Consider the following 19,894-nt stretch of genomic DNA (forward strand, 5'->3'; position numbering starts at 1 on the left):
GTCGTGGTGGCCATTTTGGCCCCGGCTGCGGGATTTGTGCACCACCACAACTCCATGATCGACGGGTGCGCTCGCCGTTACTCGTCGGTACGGCCTGACTTAGCGATCGTTCAGGTAGGGGCCTTACACTCGACAGGCAGTCGAGGACCCGAGGAGGAGCCCTGCTCATGGACGCCGACGAGATCGACGCCGGACGGGCGCGCTGGCAGGCCCGGTACGACGCCGCGCGCAAGCGGGACGCGGACTTCACCACGCTCTCCGGGATGCCGGTGGAGCCGGTGTACGGGCCGCCGGAGGGCGCCACCTATCCGGGCTTCGAACGGATCGGATGGCCGGGCGAGTATCCGTACACCAGGGGTTTGTATCCGACCGGCTACCGCGGTCGGACCTGGACGATCCGGCAGTTCGCCGGCTTCGGCAACGCCCAGCAGACCAACGAGCGCTACAAGATGATCCTCGGCGCCGGTGGCGGCGGGCTCTCGGTGGCGTTCGACATGCCGACGCTGATGGGCCGCGACTCGGACGACCCGCAGGCGCTCGGCGAGGTCGGCCACTGCGGCGTGGCCATCGACACCGCCACCGACATGCAGGCGCTCTTCGACGGCATCGACCTGGCCGGCGTGACCACCTCGATGACCATCTCCGGTCCGGCCGTGCCGGTGTTCTGCATGTACCTGGTCGCCGCCGAGCGGCAGGGCGCCGACCTGTCCAAGCTGGACGGCACCCTGCAGACCGACATCTTCAAGGAGTACATCGCGCAGAAGGAGTGGCTCTTCGACCCGGAGCCGCACCTGCGCCTGATCGGCGACCTGATGGAGTACTGCGCCCGGGAGATCCCGCGCTACAAGCCGCTGTCGGTCTCCGGCTACCACATCCGTGAGGCCGGCTCGACCGCGGCGCAGGAGCTGGCGTACACCCTGGCGGACGGCTTCGGCTACGTCGAGCTGGGTCTCTCCCGTGGGCTGGACGTGAACGTCTTCGCGCCGGGGCTGAGCTTCTTCTTCGACTCGCACCTCGACTTCTTCGAGGAGATCGCCAAGTTCCGCGCCGCCCGCCGGATCTGGGCCCGCTGGCTGCGCGACGTCTACGGCGCGACCAGCGAGAAGGCCCTGTGGCTGCGGTTCCACACGCAGACCGCAGGGGTGTCGCTGACTGCGCAGCAGCCGGTCAACAACGTCGTACGCACCGCCGTCGAGGCTCTCGCGGCGGTGCTCGGCGGCACCAACTCGCTGCACACCAACGCGCTGGACGAGACCCTGGCGCTGCCCACCGACGAGTCGGCCGAGATCGCCCTGCGTACCCAGCAGGTGTTGATGGAGGAGACCGGTGTGGTCAACGTGGCCGACCCGCTCGGCGGCTCCTGGTACGTCGAGGCGCTGACCGACAAGATCGAGGCCGAGGCGGAGGAGATCTTCGCCCGGATCCGGCAGCTCGGTGGGGACGGGCCACACCAGATCGGCCCGATGACCTCGGGCATCCTGCGCGGCATCGAGGACGGCTGGTTCACCGGGCACATCGCCGAGTCGGCCTTCGTCTACCAGCAGGCCCTCGAGAAGGGCGACAAGAAGATCGTCGGGGTCAACTGCCACACCGGCACTGTGGCCAAGGAATTGGAGATCCTGCGCATCTCGCACGAGGTGGAGCTGGAGCAGCGCCGGGTGCTCGCCGAGCGCAAGGGCGCGCGCGACGAGTCGGCGGTCCGCGCGGCGGTGACCCGGATGATCGAGGCGAGCCGTACCGACGAGAACATGATCCCCGCCATGCTCGACGCGGTCCGCGCCGAGGCGACCCTGGGCGAGATCTGCGACGCCCTGCGCGCCGAGTGGGGCACCTACCGAGAGCCAGCCCGCTTCTGACCCTCCCACCCCCGTGATCTTGCAGTTTCTGTGCCGACATAAGGCATGAATGCGGCGTACCGGCGACAGAATATGCAAGATCGCGGGGGGGTGGGGGCGGGGCGTGAGAGTTGCAACGTCGGGGTTGCGGGTGAGCTGAGATCGGGGGCTCACGTGCGAGACTAGGTAACCATGAGCGACCCACGGATCACCTCGTCGATCTTCACCCGCGGCGCGGTCGACCTCAGCACGCTGCGTGGCCCCGCACCAGCAAGTACCCGCCCCGGCACGCCCCCGCAGGGCGGCCCGACCAACGGCGCCCCCGGCGCGCCCACCGCCGGCGGTGACACCGCCATCGTGGACGTCACCGAGGCGACCATCCAGTCCGACGTGCTCGAACGCTCGATGGCCACGCCCGTCGTCGTGTTCTTCGGTGCGGCCGGCTTCCCGGAGAGCGACGAGTTCGCCCCGGTCCTGGAGCGGCTGAACGCCGAGGGCGGCGGCACCTGGGTGCTGGCCCGGGTTGACGTGCAGGAAAATCCCCGAATCGCCCAGATGTTCCGGGTGCAGGGCATCCCCATGGTCTACGCGGTCGTCGGCGGCCAGCCGGTCGACGCCTTCTCCGGAGTGGTTCCCGAGGCGCAGCTGCGGCAGTGGATCCAGGCCGTGCTCAAGGCCGGTGGCGTGACCGTCGCCGAGCCCGAGGACCCCCGCCTCGACGAGGCGGACGACGCGCTGATGAGCGGCGATCTGGACGCCGCCGAGCAGGCGTACCGGAAGATCCTCGCCGACGCCCCGGCGGACGCCGCGGCCACGGCGGGGCTGGCCCAGGTCGGGGTGGCCCGCCGGGTGGCCGGTGCCGACCCGTCCGCCGCGCTGGCCGCCGCCGAGAGCGCCCCCGACGACGTCGCCGCCCAGCTGCTGGCCGCCGACATCGAGGTGCTCAGCGGCCTGGCCGAGCAGGCGTACGCCCGGCTCGTCGGTCTGGTTCGGCGCACCGCCGGTGAGGACCGTGAGGCGGTTCGCCAGCACCTGGTCTTGCTCTTCTCCATCGCCGGCCCTGACGATCCGGCGGTCGCCTCGGCGCGTCGGGCCCTGGCCAGCGCCCTGTTCTGAGTTCGTAGCACGCCAGCGCGGGCCGGCGTTCCGGCCGGCCCGCCCGACCATCGAGGACGGGAGCTCACGATGCGCCGGATCGCCGTCCTCGACGCGCCGACAAATCTTGGTCTACGGCCGCCGACGCCCACGTCGGTCCCGGGTTGCGCCAAGGCGCCGGGGGCGCTGCGCGACCACGACCTGCTGGCCCGGCTCCGCGCCCGCGACGCCGGCTGTGTCACCCCCGCCCGGTACGACCCGGGCGACTGGCGGCCCGGCGACGGGGTGTGCCATGCCCGGGAGATCGCCGACTACTCGTTGGCCCTCGCCGAACGCATCGGCTCGATCATCGACCGGGGCGAGTTCCCGGTGGTGCTCGGCGGCGACTGCTCCGTGCTCCTCGGCTCGGCCCTGGCCATGCACCGCCTCGGCGAGGCCGTCGGCGGGCGGATCGGGCTGGTCTTCGTCGACGGGCACTCCGACTTCCGGCACCCCGGCAACGCCTCCTACGTCGGCGCCGCCGCCGGTGAGGACCTGGCCCTGGTCACCGGGCGAGGGCAGGCCGACCTGGCCGCGCTGGAGGGCCGCCGGCCCTACTTCCGCGACATCGACGTGGTGGTGCTCGGCATCCGCGCCCAGGACGAATACCGGCTCGACCTCCAGGCCGCCGGGATCACCACCCGACCGGTGCCGGCGCTGCGCGCCGAAGGTGCCGCCCGGACGGCCCAGTGGGCGCACGAGCAACTCGCCGACTGCGCGGGCTACTGGGTGCACATCGACGTGGACGTGCTCGACCCGGCGGTGATGCCCGCCGTGGACGCCCCCGACCCGGGTGGAATCGCCTTCGCCGAGCTGGAGATCCTGCTCGCCGGCCTGGTCGACACCCCGCACTGCCTCGGCGTGGAGGTGACCGTCTTCGACCCCGACTACGACCCGGACGGCTCGTACGCGGCCGAGATCGTCAACACAGTGGTCGCCGGTCTGGCACCGGTGACCGCCCCGGAAGCCGTGCCGCCCCGACTGCTGTCGGCCCGGCCCACGCCCTCCCCGCGGCGCGGCAACGGCCGGGCCGCGACCGCCACCGAGCGGCTCGACCGGGCCGAGCGTCCCGACCGTGCCGAGCGGCCCGACGCGCTGGCTGGGCTTGACGGGCTTGACGGGCTCGACCGCGCTGAGCGGGTTGCGCGGCTTGAATTCCCCGCTGGCATCGACCCCGCTGACAGCGACGCCGCCGATGTCGGGCCTGCTGCGCTCGGGTCTGCCGATGACGGGCCTGCCGGCGTCGGTGTCACCGGCGTCGGTTCGTCGGTGAGCGCTCTGCCGTACGACGTCCCGGCCGATGGGGAGTCACCCGGCACTGGCGGACGGGCCCACTCCGAGCCTTCGGGCGTCGCGGCCAGCGTCGCGCCCCTGGTCGAGCGTGAACCGGTCGGCCCACCGGCGTCGGCCGGCCCAGGTCTCCTCCGACGCACCTCCCCGTCGCCCCAGAACCCGCCGGCGAGGCGCGAAGCCGACACCGCCTGACCTGGCCCTCGACCCGGGCACCGGGCGTTGGCCCCGGGGCAATGGCCGGACGCCCGGCGGGGGCCCCGGACGGTGGCCGGACGCCCGGTGGGCCCTTCGGGTGGTGAGGTCAGGGGGTTGGGAGGGCGCGGAGGAAGCGCTCGGCCATCGGGACGGCCGAGGCGGTGCTGGCCCCGCCCTTCTCCACGAAGACGGCGAACGCCACGTCGCCCCGCCAGCCGACGAACCAGGCGTGGGTGTGCGCCGGGTTGTCGTCGTACTCGGCGGTGCCGGTCTTGCCGTACACCTCGCCCGGCACATCCTTGAGTGCGCTGCCGGTGCCGGCGGTGACCACTTCGCGCATCATGGTGCGCAGCGCCGCGACGGACTCCGGCTTGAGCTGCTCACCTGCCGGGGCCGGCTTGGCCGGCGCCGGGTCGAGCAGCAGCTTCGGCTGCTCGAAGCGGCCGCGGGCGACGGCGGCGGTGGCGCCGGCCATGGCGAGCGGGCTGACCAGCGTGGTGCCCTGCCCGAACGACGCGGCGGCCTGCTCGGCCAGGCTGCCGCCCGTCGAGACCTTGCCGGTGAAGGCGTCCGTGCCGAGGTCCCACTGACCCTCCAGGCCCAGCGAGCGACCGGCGGCGGCCAGCCCGTCGCCGCCGAGCTTCGGGGCCAGCGCGGCGAACGCCGTGTTGCAGGACTTGGCGAAGTCGGTGCGGAACGGCACCGAGCCGAGCTCGAAGTTGTCCGAGTTCTTGAAGGACCGGCCGTCCACGGTGAAGGTCTTCTTGCAGTCCACCGGCCCGTCCAGCGTGACCGCGCCCCGGTCCAGCAGGCCCAGCGTGCTGACCATCTTGAAGGTCGAGCCCGGAGGCACCTGGGCGTCGAAGGCCAGGTTTTCCCCGGCCGGGCCGGGGCCGTTCGCGGCGGCGAGCACGGCGCCGTCACTGATCCGGAGCGCCACCAGGGCGGACCGGCGCGACTCGGCGCGCAGTGCCCCGTCGGCCGCGTTCTGGACGGCGACGTCCAGCGTGGTCTTCAGCGCCTGCCCGGGCTGCGGCTCCCGGCGGAACAGCTCGGCGCCGGTGGGTTCGAGTTTGCCGCCCTCGGCCGGACGTTCGACCACAACGGTCAGCCCGGGGCCGCCGCGCAGTCGTTCGTCGTAGCGGCCCTGTAGGCCGCCGTGCCCGACCAGATCGCCGACGACGTACCGGTCGGGGTGTGCGGCGATGTCGTCGGCCTGCGCCGGGTCGACAGTGCCGAGCACCGCACGGGCGAACTCACGGGTGGGCGCCAGGTCGATCTTGTCGGAGACGAACTTGGTGCCGGGCAGGTCGTAGATGCGGGGCTTGATCTGCCGGTACGCCTCCTCGCGGAGCGACACCACCTCGACGAATGCGCCCGGCTCGGCCTTGGCCACCCGGTCGGGCAGGTCGGCCAGGTCGACGCCGGGGACCAGCGCCGGGCGGATGGCCTTGAACGCCGCGTCGAGGTCCTTGACGAGCTTCTTGAGGTCGGTGACCCCGTTGGGCTGCACACCCACCCGGACCACCGGGCGCGGGGTCACCAGTGGCTTCCCGGCGTTGTCCAGCACCGCGGCGCGGGCACCGGGGTCGCGACGCAGCGCCAACCGGTCGCCCTTGGTGAGCTGCTCGTGCACCACCTTCGGCTCCCAGATCACCTGCCACTGGTCGTCGTCGCCGTGGGCGAGCCGCACCTCCCGGTCGTACGCCCAGCGGGTCTGACCGGGCAGGGCCCACTCCACCTGGACGGTCGTGGTGGCGATGTCCTTCGTGATCTTCGGCTCGCCGCGACGCGTCAGGGTGGGCGGGGTCGCCGCCAGCTCACCGGAGAGGTCCTTGATCTCGCGCGCCACGTCGGCCGACGGCAGTTTCGAGCCGAGCGGGTCGATCAGACCGACCGCCTGGAGGTCGCCGCTGCGCCATCCCGCGAGGAAGGCGTCGACGGTGCGCTGCGGCCCGTCGTCACCGGAACAACCGACCAGGACACCCGCCGCGAGCAGCGCCGTGGTGACGGCGGCGGCGAGCCGGCGGCCGGGGTTCGGCCGGTGGGGCCGGGGGTACGACAAGGGCATGAAGCTGGTCCTTCCGATCTCGGACTGCCCTCGCACGGTAGTACGGGAACGCCGTCCCCAACGTCCCCCAGGTGCTCGGCCGCGCTCAAAGACGGGCCGCACCCGTGTGATGAACATCGCGTGGCGGGGTATCCCGCAGCCGGCCAACCTCGGACCCGCAACGGGTGAAAGGACAAAGTCCCGATCCGGACGTCTGGCCAGTGGTCCGCCGACGAAGGCGCAGAACGGCAGGGCCTAGGCTGGGCGGCAGAGTGACCCACAACGCGGTGGGTCGAGGGGAGTGGCACCGATGGACCGGCGTCCGGCGATCAAACCGGAACCCGACCTCCGGCAGGATGACTCCGGCCGGGACGATGACAGCTTCGATTCGGCGACCGACGGGGACGGCTACGGCCGACTCGACACGGGAGTCACCGGGCTGACCGGGTCGAGCATCGACACCATCTACGATCTGGGTCTGCCAGCCGAGGCGCTGGCCGACGACGTGGAGGACGCCGAGCTCGACGAACCCGTTCCCAACGCGGAGCGCCTGGTGGCCCAGGCCGTCGCGCTCGCCGGGGACGACCACGACGCGGCGACGCTTGTCGGCCGTTTCTGGCGGTTCGCCCCGGACGAGGAGCTGGTCGGCTTCACGGCGGAAGAGATGCTCGACGCGGCCCGGGCACACCGGGATCTCGCCCAGCAACGGGTGCCGGGCGAGCTGAAGCTGCGGATCCACGAACCGCACGCCGACCAGCACCACACGGTCGTCGAGATCGTCACCGACGACATGCCGTTCCTGGTCGACTCGGTGACGGCGCTGCTCAACTCGTACCACCTCGACGTGCACCTGCTGGTGCACCCGCTGGTGGTGGTGCGGCGGGAGCCGCTGGGTCGGCTCACCGAGGTCTCCGCGGATGTGGAACCGGACGACGCGATCGCCGGCGACATCATCGAGAGCTGGATGCGGATCGAGATCGACCCGGTCCGGGACGCTGCCGAACGGGACCGGTTGCGCCGCGAGTTGCAGCGGGTGCTCACCGACGTGCGGGAGGCGGTGGAGGACTGGCCGAAGATGCGTCAGCGTGCCCTCGCGCTCGCCGACGAGCTGGCGTCCGCCCGTACCTCCGACAACCGCCCACCGGTGCCGGAAAAGGACATCACCGACTCGGTGGAGCTGCTGCGGTGGCTCGCCCAGGACCACTTCACCTTCCTCGGTTACCGCGAGTACCGGTTGGTGGACGCCGACGGCGGCGACGCCGGCGACCCGGTCGACGGCAAGGCGTTGGAGGCGGTGCTCGGCACCGGTCTGGGCATTCTGCGCTCCGATTCGCCGGATGCGCGGTCGCTGTCCTCGATGACGCCCGAGGCGCACGAGAAGGTGCTGGAGAAGCGCCTGTTGATCATCACCAAGGCCAACTCCCGGGCCACGGTGCACCGCTCGGCGTACCTGGACTACATCGGCTTCAAGATCTTCAACACCGCCGGTGACGTGATCGGTGAGCGGCGCTTCCTGGGCCTGTTCTCGACGGCCGCCTACCGGACCAGCGTCCGCGAGTTGCCGGTGGTACGCCGCAAGGTGGCCGAGGTGCTGGACCGCTCCGGCCTGAGCCAGCGCAGCCACTCGGGCAAGGATCTGATCCAGATCCTGGAGACCTACCCGCGCGACGAGCTGTTCCAGATCAAGACCGACGACCTGTACCACGCGGTGGTCGGCGTGCTGCGGATGGCCGGCCGCCGGCAGCTGCGGGTGTTCCTGCGTCGGGACGCGTACGGGCGGTTCATCTCCTGCCTGATCTACCTGCCCCGGGACCGGTTCACCACCCAGAACCGGCTGCGCATGCAGGACATCCTGCTGCGCGAGCTGAACGGTGTCGGGGTGGACTACACCACCCGGGTCACCGAGTCGATGCTGGCTCGGGTGCATTTCATCGTCCGTACCGACCCGACGCGGCCACCCGGCGACATCGACGCCGACCTGCTCGCCGAGGAGTTGGCCGACGCCACCCGGCTCTGGGACGACGACTACCGGTTGGTGCTGGAGCGCAAGCTCGGCGACGAGCAGGCCAAGCACCTGTTCACCCGGTACGCCGACGCGTTCCCGGAGGGCTACAAGGACGGGCACACGCCGTACGAGGCGATGAAGGACCTGGCGAAGCTGGAGCTGCTGGAGGAGCCCGGCCAGCTGGAGATGCACCTGTTCCGCAAGCAGTTGGCGCCCCGGCCGGGCACCCGGGTGCCGGGAGCCGACCTGGCCGAGGCGATGGACGTCCGGTTCAAGGTCTACCGGTACGGCGAGCCGATGATGCTCTCCGCAGTGCTGCCGGTGCTGCACTCGCTCGGCGTACGGGTGGTCGACGAGCACCCGTACGAGGTCGACCGGATCGACGGTCGGGTCTACCTGTACGACTTCGGCCTCATGCTGCCCGAGGGGCATCACGAGCTGGCCGAGGTGCGCCCGCACGTGGAGAACGCCTTCGCGGCTGCCTGGCGCGGCGAGGCCGAGGTGGACCGGTTCAACGAGCTGGTGCTGCGCGGGGGGTTGACCTGGCGGCAGGTGGTGGTGCTGCGGGCGTACGCGAAGTACCTGCGGCAGGCCGGCACTGTCTTCTCGCAGGACTACATGGAGCAGACCTTCATCGCGTACCCGAAGCTCGCCGCGTTGCTGGTGGAGCTCTTCGAGACCCGGTTCGCGCCGGGCGAGTCGAGCACCGAGGAGCGGCAGCAGCGCAGCGGTGAGCTGGTCGAGACGATCCGGGGCGCGTTGGACGACGTGGCGAGCCTGGACCAGGACCGGATCCTGCGCTCGTACCTGACGCTGATCGAGGCGACCCTGCGGACCAGCTTCTACCAGAAGCGCGCCGACGGGCGGCCCAAGGCGTACGTGGCGTTCAAGCTCGACCCGCAGGCCATTCCGGACCTGCCCGCGCCGCGACCGAAGTTCGAGATCTTCGTCTACTCGCCGCGCTTCGAGGGTGTGCACCTGCGGTTCGGGCCGGTGGCCCGGGGCGGGTTGCGGTGGTCCGACCGTCGGGAGGACTTCCGTACCGAGGTGCTGGGCCTGGTCAAGGCGCAGATGGTGAAGAACACGGTGATCGTGCCGGTCGGCGCCAAGGGCGGCTTCGTGTTGAAGCAGAAGCCGGGTGACCGGGACGAGGCGGTCGCCTGCTACCAGGAGTTCGTCGGCGCGATGCTGGACGTCACCGACAACATCGTCAGCGGGCAGATCGTGCCGCCCGAGGACGTCGTCCGGCACGACGGCGACGATCCGTACCTGGTGGTGGCGGCCGACAAGGGCACCGCGACGTTCTCCGACATCGCCAACGAGATATCCAAGGCCCACACCTTCTGGATGGGCGACGCGTTCGCGTCCGGCGGATCCGCCGGCTACGACCACAAGAAGATGGGCATCACCGCCCGGGGTGCCTGGGAGTCGGTCAAGCGGCACTTCCGTGAGTTGGGCCTGGACACCCAGACCCAGGACTTCACTGTGGTCGGCGTCGGCGACATGTCCGGCGACGTGTTCGGCAACGGCATGCTGCTCTCCGAGCACATCCGGCTGGTGGCCGCCTTCGACCACCGGCACATCTTCCTCGATCCGGAGCCGGACGCCGCCACCTCGTACACGGAGCGTCGACGGCTGTTCGACCTGCCCCGTTCCTCCTGGGAGGACTACAACCCGGAGCTGATCTCGGCAGGTGGCGGCATCTTCCCGCGTACCGCGAAGTCCATCCCGATCACGCCGCAGGTCCGGGCGGCGATCGGCCTGGACGACGACGTCACGCAGTTGTCGCCGCAGGACCTGATGAAGGCGATCGTCACCGCCCCGGTGGACCTGTTCTGGAACGGCGGCATCGGCACCTACGTCAAGGCCTCCACCCAGACCAACGCCGAGGTGGGCGACAAGTCCAACGACGCGATCCGGGTGGACGGGCGTAACCTGCGCTGCCGGGTGGCGGGCGAGGGCGGCAACCTGGGCTGGACCCAGCTCGGCCGGATCGAGTACGCGTTGACCGGTGGCCGGATCTACACGGACTTCATCGACAACGCGGCCGGTGTGGACACCTCCGACCACGAGGTGAACATCAAGATCCTGCTCAACACGGCGGTGGCCGACGGTGAGCTGACCATGGCCGACCGGGACGAGCTGCTGGCCGGGATGACCGACGAGGTCGCGGAGCTGGTCCTGCGGGACAACTACGACCAGGCCCGGGCGATCAACAACGCCCAGGCCCAGGCCGCCTCGCTGCTCCCGGTGCACCGTCGGATGATCAACGAGCTGGAGCGTTCGGGCGGGTTGGACCGCGCGTTGGAGGCGCTGCCGCCGGACGAGGAACTGGCGGTCCGCAGCGAGTCCGGGCTGACCGCGCCGGAGTTCGCCGTGCTGCTCGCGTACGTGAAGATCGTCCTGGAGCGGGAGATCCTCACCGAGGGGTTGGCCGACGAGGAGTGGACGACCGAGGTCCTGGTCAACTACTTCCCGACGCCGATGCGCGAGCGGTTTGCCGACCGGATGGGCCGGCACCGGCTGCGCCGGGACATCGTCACCACGGTGCTGGTCAACGAGGCGATCAACCGGGGTGGCATCTCGTTCATCTTCCGGGTGGTCGAGGAGACGGCGGCCAGCGCGGCCGACGTGATCCGGGCGTACGTCGTGGTCAGCGAGGTGTTCGGCCTGCGCGACCTGTGGGACGCGGTCGAGGCGCTGGACAACAAGGTGGCGCCGGAGTTGCAGACCAGCGTCTACCTGGACACCCGCCGGCTGCTCGACCGGGCCGTGCGGTGGCTGGTCTCCAACCGGCGCTCGCCGATCGACGTGCCGGCCGAGATCGCCCGGCTGCGTGACGGGGTCACCCGGCTGCTGCCGGGGCTGGAGGAGCTGTTCTACGGCAACGAGCGCCAGGGCCTCGCCGCGCACATGGACTCGATGACCGAGCGTGGGCTGCCCCGCGAGCTGGCGGAGCGGGCCACCCGGCTGATGTACAGCTTCGGTCTGATGGACGTGGTGGAGACCGCGAACGCCAGTGGGCGGGACGTCAGCGAGGTGGCCTCGGTCTACTTCGTGCTGTCGGACCTGTTCCGGGTGGACTCGCTGCTGTCGAAGATCTCCCTGCTGCCTCGGGAGGACCGCTGGCAGACGCTGGCCCGGATGGCGCTGCGGTACGACCTGTACGCCGCGCTGGCCGCGCTCACCGCGGAGGTGCTCGACTCCACCCCGGGCGACCTGCCGCCGCACGAGCGGGTACAGCAGTGGGAGCAGTCGAACGCCACCTCCATCCACCGGGCCCGACGGGCGATGGGTGAGTTCGACGAGTCGCGGGCGGATCTCGCCGCCCTGTCGGTGCTGTTGCGTCAGATCCGCACCCTGGTGCGGACCTCCGCGGCCGCCTGAGTCAGGTACGCCGGACCGCGTTTCGTTCCGCCGCCGGTCAGGCCGCCATGGTGGCGAAGACGACGATGTTGTCCGGGTAGCTCTTCGCGGCCTGGTCGAACTGACCACCGCAGGTGACCACCCGCAGGCTGGGTCGGTCACTCGGTCCGTACACCAACTCGGTGGGGAAGGCAGTCTTCGGGTACGACTTCACCGAGTCGACAGTGAAGGTGGCCGGCACTCCGTCGGCGCGGCGCACGGTGACGGTGTCGCCGGGGGTGAGAGCGCCCAGGTCGAAGAAGACGGCCGGGCCGAGCACCGCCGAGTCCACGTGCCCGACGATGACCGCGTTACCCGTCTCGCCCGGGCTCGCACCGGGCTCGTACCACCCGGCCTGGTCGGCCTTGTCCAGCGGAGGGACCTGGACGGTGCCGTCCGCGTTGGTGCCCAACGACATGATCGTCGCGTCGACGCCGATCCGGGGGATCTCGATGCTGGTGGGTGCCGAACGGGCCAACCCGGCCGCCGCCTGACCGACCGGCTGCCCGTCGACGGGCGGGGCATCGTCGGCGGTGCTCGCCGGCCCGGTCGCCTCGGGTCCGGCCTGGGCCAGCGGCTGCGGCGGTCGGGGAGTGGGCGTGGTCTTCAGGGAGGCGCCGATCATGCCGGCACCGATCATGGCCATGGTGACGACGACGGCCGTGCCGGCGGCACGCCACGGTTTCCCGCGACGGCCGCCGGCCGGTGTCGTCGTCACGTCAGACGAGCGAACCATCGGTCCGCCGACGACGCATCAGCACGATCCCGCCCAGCGCGGCAGCGCCGAGCAGGCCCGCCCCGCCGGTGGCCAGACCCCGGTCGGTACCGGTGCTGACGCCACCGTCACCACCGTCGACACCGCCGTGCGGCAGCACGACGAGCTCGCCCTCGCCGCAGGAGCCCTTGAGCTCGTAGCGACCCGGCTTGGCGTCCTTGTCGACCTTGGCTTCGCCGTAGTAGACGAACTCGCGCTCGTCGTCCCAGTCACGCTCGTCCGAGCCGCGCTCGTCCTTGCCGTAACCGCCGCGCTCGTCCGAGCCGTACTCGGAGCCGTGCTCGTCCTTGGACTCCCAGCCGTTGTCGGAGCCGTGCTCGTCCTTGGACTCCCAGCCGTTGTCCGAGCCGTATTCCGAGCCGTGCTCGTCCTTGCCGTAATCGCCGCGCTCGTCCGAGCCGTATTCCGAGCCGTGCTCGTCCTTGGACTCCCAGCCGTTGTCCGAGCCGTACTCGGAGCCGTGCTCGTCCTTGGAGTCCCAGTCCTTCTTGTCACGGCCCTCTTCGGCGTCCTGGCCGTGCTCCTCGCCCTTCCAGTCCTTGCTGCCCTCGTCGCCGTAGGCGTCGGCGGCAGCGCCGCCACCCTGGCCACCCTTGCCGTTCTCGTCCTTGTGCTCGTCCTTGCCCTTGTCGTCCTTGCCGTTCTCGTCCTTGCCCTCGTGGTCCTTGCCCTTGTCGTCCTTGCCGTGCTCGTCCTTGCCGTTCTCGTCCTTGCCCTCGTGGTCCTTGCCGTTCTCGTCCTTGCCGTGCTCGTCCTTGCCCTTGTCGTGGTCGGAGGAGTTCTCCTCCTCGCGCCACTCGCGGTCCTCGCCCCGGTCTTCGTGCGCCGGCTTGAGCTTGACCTTGCCGGTGACCTTGGACCACACGTACGCGTGCTCCTGCCGATCCGGGCAGATCTCGAGGAGCTTGACCTCGTCGCCAGCCTTGACGACATGCGGCTTGGCGTAGACCTTGCCATCGTCGTGGCCGTCGGCGAACGCGATCCCCGGTGCGAACACCAGGAGCGACGCGCCGCCGAGCGCGGCGCCCGCAACGACCTTCCCGAGCATCTTCTTAGCCATGACCTGCGTCACTCCATCCCTGTTGTCCTGAGCTCGGCGACAACCGAGCTAAGACCGACGTTAGACCGTTTCATGACTTATGAAGTGAAAGATTCGCGTTTTACCTTTGATCCAAGTAAGAGGTGAAGGGGTGGTACGCGGCTTTCGCCGCGCTCAGCGTCGTGTCAGGCGTCCCGCAACCCTGTGGGGTGCGGAAGGGTGTTCCGCGCTCCCCGTTCCCGGCCTGCCCCGGTCATCCGGTAGCGGTGGGTCCGAGCTGCGCGTGTGAGGTCGGGCGGACTCGGAGGTATCGTCCGAAACGACTCCGGCAACGCATCGAGCCATTGCCATGGAAGCGCTCCCATGCAAGAATCGGCGAACGCGGTTCAGAGAGCCACACCGTGCAGGCAGGGGAGTCGAGGGCACCCGGTTCACCGGGCGACGCACCCGCCGCCGATCGACCGGCCGACGCATGGCCGGGCACCACCACCACCATCGCCCGTCCGGGTCGGGCGCCCCCCAAAGAATCCCGTGGCGCCGACGGCCGTCCGTGCAGGACGCCCATCGGGCCGTCCCGCCGGGCCGTACGTGGGCCCGGTCTCGCCCAAGGAGATCAGTGGCATGAATGTGTGGAGAAGGCTAACCGGCCCACGCCGGGCCCTCGCGCTCGCTGGCGCGGGTGCCCTGGTCGCCGGTGGGCTCGTAACGATTCCGGGTACCGCGGCGCAGGCCGCGACGCAGTGCGACATCGCGTACACGAGCAACGACTGGCCCGGCGGTTTCACCGCGAGCGTCACCATCAAGAACGTCGGCGACCCGCTGAACGGCTGGACCTTGGGTTGGACCTTCCCCAACTCCGGCCAGCGGGTGCAGCAGGGCTGGTCGGCCACGTTCACCCAGTCCGGCAGCCAGGTCACCGCCCGGAGCCTGTCCTACAACGGCACCCTGGCCACCGGCGCGTCGACGAGCATCGGCTTCAACGGCGCGTGGAGCGGCAGCAACCCGAAGCCGACCTCGTTCACCCTGAACGGCGTGGTCTGCAACGGTGGCACCACCCCGCCGACCACGCCCCCGCCGACCGATCCGCCGCCCACCACACCTCCGCCCACCGACCCGCCGCCCACCACGCCGCCGCCCGGCACCAAGGTGGACAACCCGTACGTCGGGGCGCGCGGCTACGTGAACCCGGAGTGGAAGGCCAAGGCGGACGCCGAGACCGGCGGAAGCCGGATCTCCAACAACCCCACCGCCGTCTGGCTGGACCGGATCGCCGCGATCAACGGCACGCCGGACAGCAGCTCCAACGGCGCCTTCGGGGTTCGTCAGCACCTGGACGAGGCGCTGCGCCAAGGCGCCGGCTACATCCAGTTCGTGATCTACAACCTGCCCGGCCGGGACTGCTCCGCGCTCGCCTCCAACGGTGAGCTGGGCCCGGACGAGCTGCCGAAGTACAAGGCCCAGTACATCGACCCGATCGCCGCGATCCAGGGTGAGTCGAAGTACAGCAGCCTGCGGATCATCAACATCATCGAGATCGACTCCCTGCCCAACCTGGTCACCAACACGTCCGATCAGGCCGGCGGCACGGTCATGTGCGACACGGTCAAGGCCAACGGCGCCTACGTCAACGGTGTCGGCTACGCCCTCGCCAAGCTGGGCGCGATCGGCAACGTCTACAACTACATCGACGCCGGCCACCACGGCTGGCTCGGCTGGGACTCCAACTTCGTCCCGACCTCCAACATCCTGAAGACCGCCGCGGTCGCCTCCGGCAGCACTGTCAACAACGTGCACGGCTTCATCACCAACACCGCGAACTACTCGGCGCTGCAGGAGCCGTACTTCAAGGTCACCGACAACGTGAACGGCACGTCGGTGCGGCAGTCCAAGTGGGTCGACTGGAACTTCTACGTCGACGAGCTGTCGTTCGCCCAGGCGTTCCGCAATCAGCTGGTCTCGGTCGGCTTCAACTCCAACATCGGCATGCTGATCGACACCTCCCGTAACGGCTGGGGCGGCTCCGCCCGGCCCACCGGTCCGGGCGCGACGACGAGCGTCGACACGTACGTCAACGGCGGCCGCATCGACCGTCGGGCCCACCTCGGCAACTGGTGCAACCAGGCTGGTGCCGGTCTCGGTGAGCGGCCCCGGGCCACCCCGGCGACGGGCATCGACGCCTACGTCTGGGTGAAGCCGCCGGGTGAGTCGGACGGTTCCAGCAAGGAGATCCCGAACGACGAGGGCAAGGGCTTCGACCGGATGTGCGACCCGACGTACGGCGGTAACGCCCGCAACGGCAACAACCCGTCCGGGGCGCTCGGCGACGCGCCGATCTCCGGTGCGTGGTTCTCCGCCCAGTTCCAGGAACTCATGCGCAACGCCTACCCGGCGCTCTGATCGGGTAGCTCACGCACCAACCCGCTGCCAGTGGTTGGTGAGGCACTGTTGGCAGCAGGTTCCCCCCGGGTCCCCGGCTCGACCGTCACAGGTCGGGCCGGGGACCCCCCCTTGGCCGCGATCAGGGCACTGTGCGTTCGATCGCCGCCCGGCCCTGCTCGGCCAGGTCACGGCGGGCCTTCTCCAGGTTCTCCGGTGTCAGATCCTGCCCTCGGGCCATCACCAGGTCCTCCGGCTCCCAGGGCTGCTCACCCCCGGTGCGGATGTTGTCCCCGCCGGCGCCGGTACCCGTCCCGGTCGCCCCGGTGCCGGCGGCGTACGGGTCGCCGATCAGCTCGTCGGTGTCCGGTGCGAGGTCGGCCGGTCGGCTGCGGGGCTCGGCGAAGCCCGGTGTGTCCCGATCCGGGCCACCTCCGGTCCGCAGTTGCGGCACGGTGGCGTCATCGTCCACCGCCGAGGCCACCTCGGGGCTGTCCTCCAGCGGCGGTTGGCGATCGCGATCGGTCATGGTGCTGCCTCCTGTGTCCGACACGGTGCCTGATTTCCCCCACGTACCCCTTCGTGCCGCGCTCATGCCGCACGGCCCGGCGGTGGGCCGGGCCGGGCCGTGCTCAGGCAGTGCGGTCAGGCGGTCAGGCGTCGGGCTGCTGCTCGTTCGGGGCCGGCGCTTCCGCCGGGCGCCACCACTGCCAGAGCAGCATGAGCAGACCGAACACGAGCATCGCCAGCCCGGCCCACAGGTTGATCCGTACGCCTTCGGCCTTGTCGATCTCGGCCCGGCTGTCGAAGATGCCGATCAGCGTCACGATGACCCCGTACGCGACGAAGAGGCCACCGATCACCCGGCGGATGTCGAACAGCCGGGCTGCGGCGGAACGCCGCTGCTCCGCCTGCGTCTCGTCGATCAGCGGATCCTGTGCCGGCTGGCCTTCGTTGCTCATCTGCCGACCCCTTTCCTTAGAAGACCGGGATGTAGAAGACGGCGGCCAGCGCGACCGCGATCAGACCGAGCAGCACCGGGGAGCGGTACCAGGCGGCGTCCCCGGCGAGCACGTCGCCCTTCAGGTCGACGCCGCCCATGCCGTACACCAACCCGCGCAGCTCCTCGTCCCGCTTGGGTGCGGTGAGCGGGGTGACGATCGCGGCGACCACCACCGCCGTGACGAACGCCAGACCGGCACCCCAGAAGCTCTCCTCCAGGTCGGAGTTGAAATGGACCACACCGCCCTTGTAGAGCAGGTAGAGGCTCAGCGACACCAGGGTGCCCAGCAGCAGCGACCAGAAGCCTGCCAGCGCGCTCATCCGCTTCCAGAACATGCCGATGATGAAGGTGGCGAACAGCGGCGCGTTGAAGACGGAGAAGAGCGCCTGGATGTAGTTCATGATGTTGCTGAACCCGGCCGCGATGAACGCGGTGCCGATCCCGATCACCACGGCGGCGACCGTCGCCCAGCGGCCGACCCGCAGGTAGTACTCGTCCGACCGGTCACGGCGGATGTACGCCTGCCAGATGTCGTAGGTGAAGACGGTGTTGAAGCCGCTGACGTTGGCCGCCATGCCGGCCATGAACGAGGCGAGCAGGCCGGTGACCGCCACCCCGAGCACGCCGTTGGGGAGCAGGTCGCGCATCAGCAGCGGGATGGCGTTGTTGTACTGCAGGTCGCCGCTCTCCGCGCCGAGGCCCTTCACCGTGACCAGGGCCACCAGACCGGGGATGACAGTGACCAGGGGGATGAGCAGCTTCGGGTACGCGGCGATGATTGGCGTACGCCGGGCGGCGCTCATGTTCTTCGCCGAGAGGGCCCGCTGCACCTCGGCGAAGTTCGTCGTCCAGTAGCCGAACGACAGCACGAAGCCGAGGCCGAAGACGATGCCGATCCAGTGCGCGCCCAGCGGGTTGGCAGTGCTGCCGGTGTCCTGCCACGCGTGCAGGCCGGCCTCGCCGAGTTTGGTGTCGCCGACCGCGTCCATCAGGCCGTTCCACCCGCCGACCTTGACCAGGCCGATCACGGTGACCGGGATCAGGCCGGCCAGGATGACGAAGAACTGGAGCACCTCGTTGTAGATCGCCCCGGACAGGCCGCCGATGGTGATGTACGCCAGCACGATCGCCGCGCCGACCACGATCGCCGTCCAGAGCGGCCAGCCGAGCAGCGCCTGCATGACGAGGGCCAGCGCGTACAGGTTCACGCCGGCGATCAGCACCTGGGCGACGGCGAAGCTGATCGCGTTGAGCAGGTGGGTGGGGCGGTTGAACCGCAGCCGCAGGTACTCCGGCACGCTGCGGACCTTGGAGCCGTAGTAGAAGGGCATCATCACGATGCCCAGGAAGACCATCGCCGGGACCGCGCCGATCCAGTAGTAGTGGACCGTCATCACGCCGTACTGGGCCCCGTTGGCGGCCATCCCGATGATCTCCAACGCGCCGAGGTTCGCCGAGACGAAGGCGAGACCGGTCACCCAGGCCGGCAGGGAGCGGCCGGAGAGGAAGAAGTCGACGCTGGTCCGGATGGCCCGGCGCGCGGCGAAGCCGACCCCGAGGACGGTGACGAAGTACAGCGCCAGGATCAGGTAGTCCAGGCCGTTCATGTTGAGCCGAAGACCGTCGCCGTCCATCCCGTCACCCCTCGTCCCGCCGTCCGCGCTGATTGGTGCGCGCGCGCCCTATTACCCCGTCCGCACGGTTTCACTCCCGGAGGTCGAGACCGCCGTGTTCGGGCTCTTCGCACGGTCTGGCGGGCTCCGCGACGATCGGCACACAACAGGGCGCCCCGGCCGTTTCGGCCGGGGCGCCAGTGTTGGTCGGGTGACTCAGCGACCGAGTACGCGGTCCAGGAAGTCCCTGTAGTTGCGGACCGCCATCCGCAGTTGCTCGGTGTCGGCCGAGCCGGCGTCCTGCCAACCGCCCAGCGTGTTCTTCTGGGCGGCCAGCGCCGAGGAGAGTGCCTGGATGGCCTCCTCGACCAGGGACTGCGCCTCGCCGGCAGCTCCCTGCGGGTCGTCGACGAAACGCAGCTGCACGTCCCGCCAGCGGTCCCGGAAGCCCTGCGCGGTGTCCCTGTCGAGGAGCGTGGCCGGCTCGGCCGCCACCGTCGACCCGGTGGGTCGGGATGTTCCGGCGGACTCCAGCGTGGGGCTGGTGTCGTCGCCGGGGACCGGTTCGCCGTCCGCGTCCGGGTCGACCATCTCCGGTGTCGCGCTGCCGTAGCCGGCCGCGCCCGCCGTGGTGGCGTCCCGGTCGCCGGTCAGATCGCCGCGTCGCTCGGGGTCGCCGTCCGTGCTCCCCGGCGGTACGACGGTCCGCGCGGACGTGTCCGCGTCGGTGCGGTCGTCGAGATCGGTGCGGTCGTCGACGTCCGCGCCGCCGTCGACGTACGCGTCGCGGCGGTGCAGCTCCGCGGTGGGGTCGGCGCGCAGACCCTCCCGCTCACCGTCCTCGGCGCCGTCGCCCGGCTGGGCGGTCCGCTCGGCCCTCGGGTCCGGCTGATCCTGCGGGTGCGGGCTGGCCAGCGCGGAGGCGGCCACCGCGTCGGCCACGGTGGTGGCGCCGAACGTGGTCGGCAGCGGCCCAGGCTCGTGGAAACCACCCTCGTCGTCGGCCCGCTCGTGGGTGGCGGTCTGGTCGTCGAAGGTGCCCCGGTCGTCGAGGGCGTCCTCCGGGACGTCGGAGTGGCCGGCCCGGTCGCCGGCCGGGGGTACCGGCACGGGCGCGGACCGGACGGCCTCCGGGTGGTCGTTGCTCACCTGCTGCTCTTCCTGGCGCATC

General features: G+C 70.5%; 11 protein-coding genes and 1 pseudogene. 5 read left to right on the forward strand and 7 right to left on the reverse strand.

Going from position 1 to position 19,894, the window contains the following annotated elements; all coding sequences use genetic code 11:
* The first annotated feature begins 167 nt into the window (after positions 1 to 167).
* The 3 genes and pseudogenes from KBX08_RS26675 to KBX08_RS26685 all read left to right on the forward strand — a co-directional run.
* A complete protein-coding gene (locus tag KBX08_RS26675; RefSeq protein ID WP_210786094.1) occupies positions 168 to 1,856 on the forward strand; it encodes a methylmalonyl-CoA mutase in 1,689 nt (562 codons plus the stop codon).
* 171 nt (positions 1,857 to 2,027) lie between these two features.
* Positions 2,028 to 2,951: a tetratricopeptide repeat protein gene (locus KBX08_RS26680; RefSeq protein WP_210786095.1), complete on the forward strand. Its 924-nt coding sequence runs from the start codon at positions 2,028 to 2,030 to the stop codon at positions 2,949 to 2,951.
* A gap of 69 nt (positions 2,952 to 3,020) precedes the next feature.
* Positions 3,021 to 4,062: pseudogene (locus KBX08_RS26685) on the forward strand (arginase family protein); the annotation flags it as partial.
* A 501-nt stretch (positions 4,063 to 4,563) separates the two neighbouring features.
* On the opposite strand, the gene KBX08_RS26690 reads toward KBX08_RS26685, so the two are convergent.
* The gene (locus KBX08_RS26690) at positions 4,564 to 6,528 is read right to left on the reverse strand and encodes a penicillin-binding transpeptidase domain-containing protein (RefSeq protein WP_210786097.1); all 1,965 of its coding nucleotides are present in this window, start codon (positions 6,526 to 6,528) and stop codon (positions 4,564 to 4,566) included.
* A gap of 289 nt (positions 6,529 to 6,817) precedes the next feature.
* Here KBX08_RS26690 and KBX08_RS26695 point away from each other — a divergent pair, with 289 nt between their 5' ends.
* Positions 6,818 to 11,899, forward strand: a complete 5,082-nt coding sequence (locus KBX08_RS26695; RefSeq protein ID WP_210786098.1) for an NAD-glutamate dehydrogenase — start codon at positions 6,818 to 6,820, stop codon at positions 11,897 to 11,899.
* Between the two features lie 37 nt (positions 11,900 to 11,936).
* Here KBX08_RS26695 and KBX08_RS26700 read toward each other — a convergent pair whose 3' ends face one another.
* Together KBX08_RS26700 and KBX08_RS26705 are read right to left on the reverse strand one after the other, a co-directional pair.
* Positions 11,937 to 12,635 carry a class F sortase gene (locus tag KBX08_RS26700; protein ID WP_210786099.1) on the reverse strand — a complete coding sequence of 233 codons (699 nt, stop codon included), beginning with the start codon at positions 12,633 to 12,635 and terminating at the stop codon, positions 11,937 to 11,939.
* A gap of 1 nt (position 12,636) precedes the next feature.
* Positions 12,637 to 13,752: a hypothetical protein gene (locus KBX08_RS26705; RefSeq protein ID WP_210786100.1), complete on the reverse strand. Its 1,116-nt coding sequence runs from the start codon at positions 13,750 to 13,752 to the stop codon at positions 12,637 to 12,639.
* A 600-nt stretch (positions 13,753 to 14,352) separates the two neighbouring features.
* On the opposite strand from KBX08_RS26705, the gene KBX08_RS26710 reads away from it, so the two are divergent.
* Complete coding sequence (locus KBX08_RS26710) at positions 14,353 to 16,128, forward strand: glycoside hydrolase family 6 protein (RefSeq protein WP_210786101.1); 1,776 nt, start codon at positions 14,353 to 14,355, stop codon at positions 16,126 to 16,128.
* Positions 16,129 to 16,249: 121 nt separating this feature from the next.
* Here the strand turns inward: KBX08_RS26710 and KBX08_RS26715 are convergent, their stop codons facing one another.
* From KBX08_RS26715 to KBX08_RS26730, 4 genes are all read right to left on the reverse strand, one after another.
* Positions 16,250 to 16,636 (reverse strand): hypothetical protein, encoded by a 387-nt coding sequence (locus KBX08_RS26715; protein WP_210786102.1) that lies wholly within the window; start codon positions 16,634 to 16,636, stop codon positions 16,250 to 16,252.
* A 124-nt stretch (positions 16,637 to 16,760) separates the two neighbouring features.
* Complete coding sequence (locus KBX08_RS26720; RefSeq protein WP_210786103.1) at positions 16,761 to 17,069, reverse strand: hypothetical protein; 309 nt, start codon at positions 17,067 to 17,069, stop codon at positions 16,761 to 16,763.
* A 16-nt stretch (positions 17,070 to 17,085) separates the two neighbouring features.
* Complete coding sequence (locus tag KBX08_RS26725; RefSeq protein WP_210786104.1) at positions 17,086 to 18,744, reverse strand: sodium:solute symporter family protein; 1,659 nt, start codon at positions 18,742 to 18,744, stop codon at positions 17,086 to 17,088.
* 195 nt (positions 18,745 to 18,939) lie between these two features.
* Positions 18,940 to 19,893: a hypothetical protein gene (locus KBX08_RS26730; RefSeq protein WP_210786105.1), complete on the reverse strand. Its 954-nt coding sequence runs from the start codon at positions 19,891 to 19,893 to the stop codon at positions 18,940 to 18,942.
* Position 19,894: the final 1 nt, after the last annotated feature.

It is taken from the genome of Micromonospora sp. H61, assembly GCF_018070325.1.
Classification (GTDB): domain Bacteria; phylum Actinomycetota; class Actinomycetes; order Mycobacteriales; family Micromonosporaceae; genus Micromonospora; species Micromonospora salmantinae.

Bases quoted from the DNA above. Each gene is read 5' to 3' on its own strand.
- KBX08_RS26715 (WP_210786102.1), bottom strand. From the start codon at position 16,636: ATGACCGATCGCGATCGCCAACCGCCGCTGGAGGACAGCCCCGAGGTG.
- KBX08_RS26690 (WP_210786097.1), bottom strand. From the start codon at position 6,528: ATGCCCTTGTCGTACCCCCGGCCCCACCGGCCGAACCCCGGCCGCCGG.
- KBX08_RS26705 (WP_210786100.1), bottom strand. From the start codon at position 13,752: ATGGCTAAGAAGATGCTCGGGAAGGTCGTTGCGGGCGCCGCGCTCGGC.
- KBX08_RS26680 (WP_210786095.1), top strand. From the start codon at position 2,028: ATGAGCGACCCACGGATCACCTCGTCGATCTTCACCCGCGGCGCGGTC.
- KBX08_RS26710 (WP_210786101.1), top strand. From the start codon at position 14,353: ATGAATGTGTGGAGAAGGCTAACCGGCCCACGCCGGGCCCTCGCGCTC.
- KBX08_RS26730 (WP_210786105.1), bottom strand. From the start codon at position 19,893: ATGCGCCAGGAAGAGCAGCAGGTGAGCAACGACCACCCGGAGGCCGTC.
- KBX08_RS26725 (WP_210786104.1), bottom strand. From the start codon at position 18,744: ATGGACGGCGACGGTCTTCGGCTCAACATGAACGGCCTGGACTACCTG.
- KBX08_RS26720 (WP_210786103.1), bottom strand. From the start codon at position 17,069: ATGAGCAACGAAGGCCAGCCGGCACAGGATCCGCTGATCGACGAGACG.
- KBX08_RS26695 (WP_210786098.1), top strand. From the start codon at position 6,818: ATGGACCGGCGTCCGGCGATCAAACCGGAACCCGACCTCCGGCAGGAT.
- KBX08_RS26675 (WP_210786094.1), top strand. From the start codon at position 168: ATGGACGCCGACGAGATCGACGCCGGACGGGCGCGCTGGCAGGCCCGG.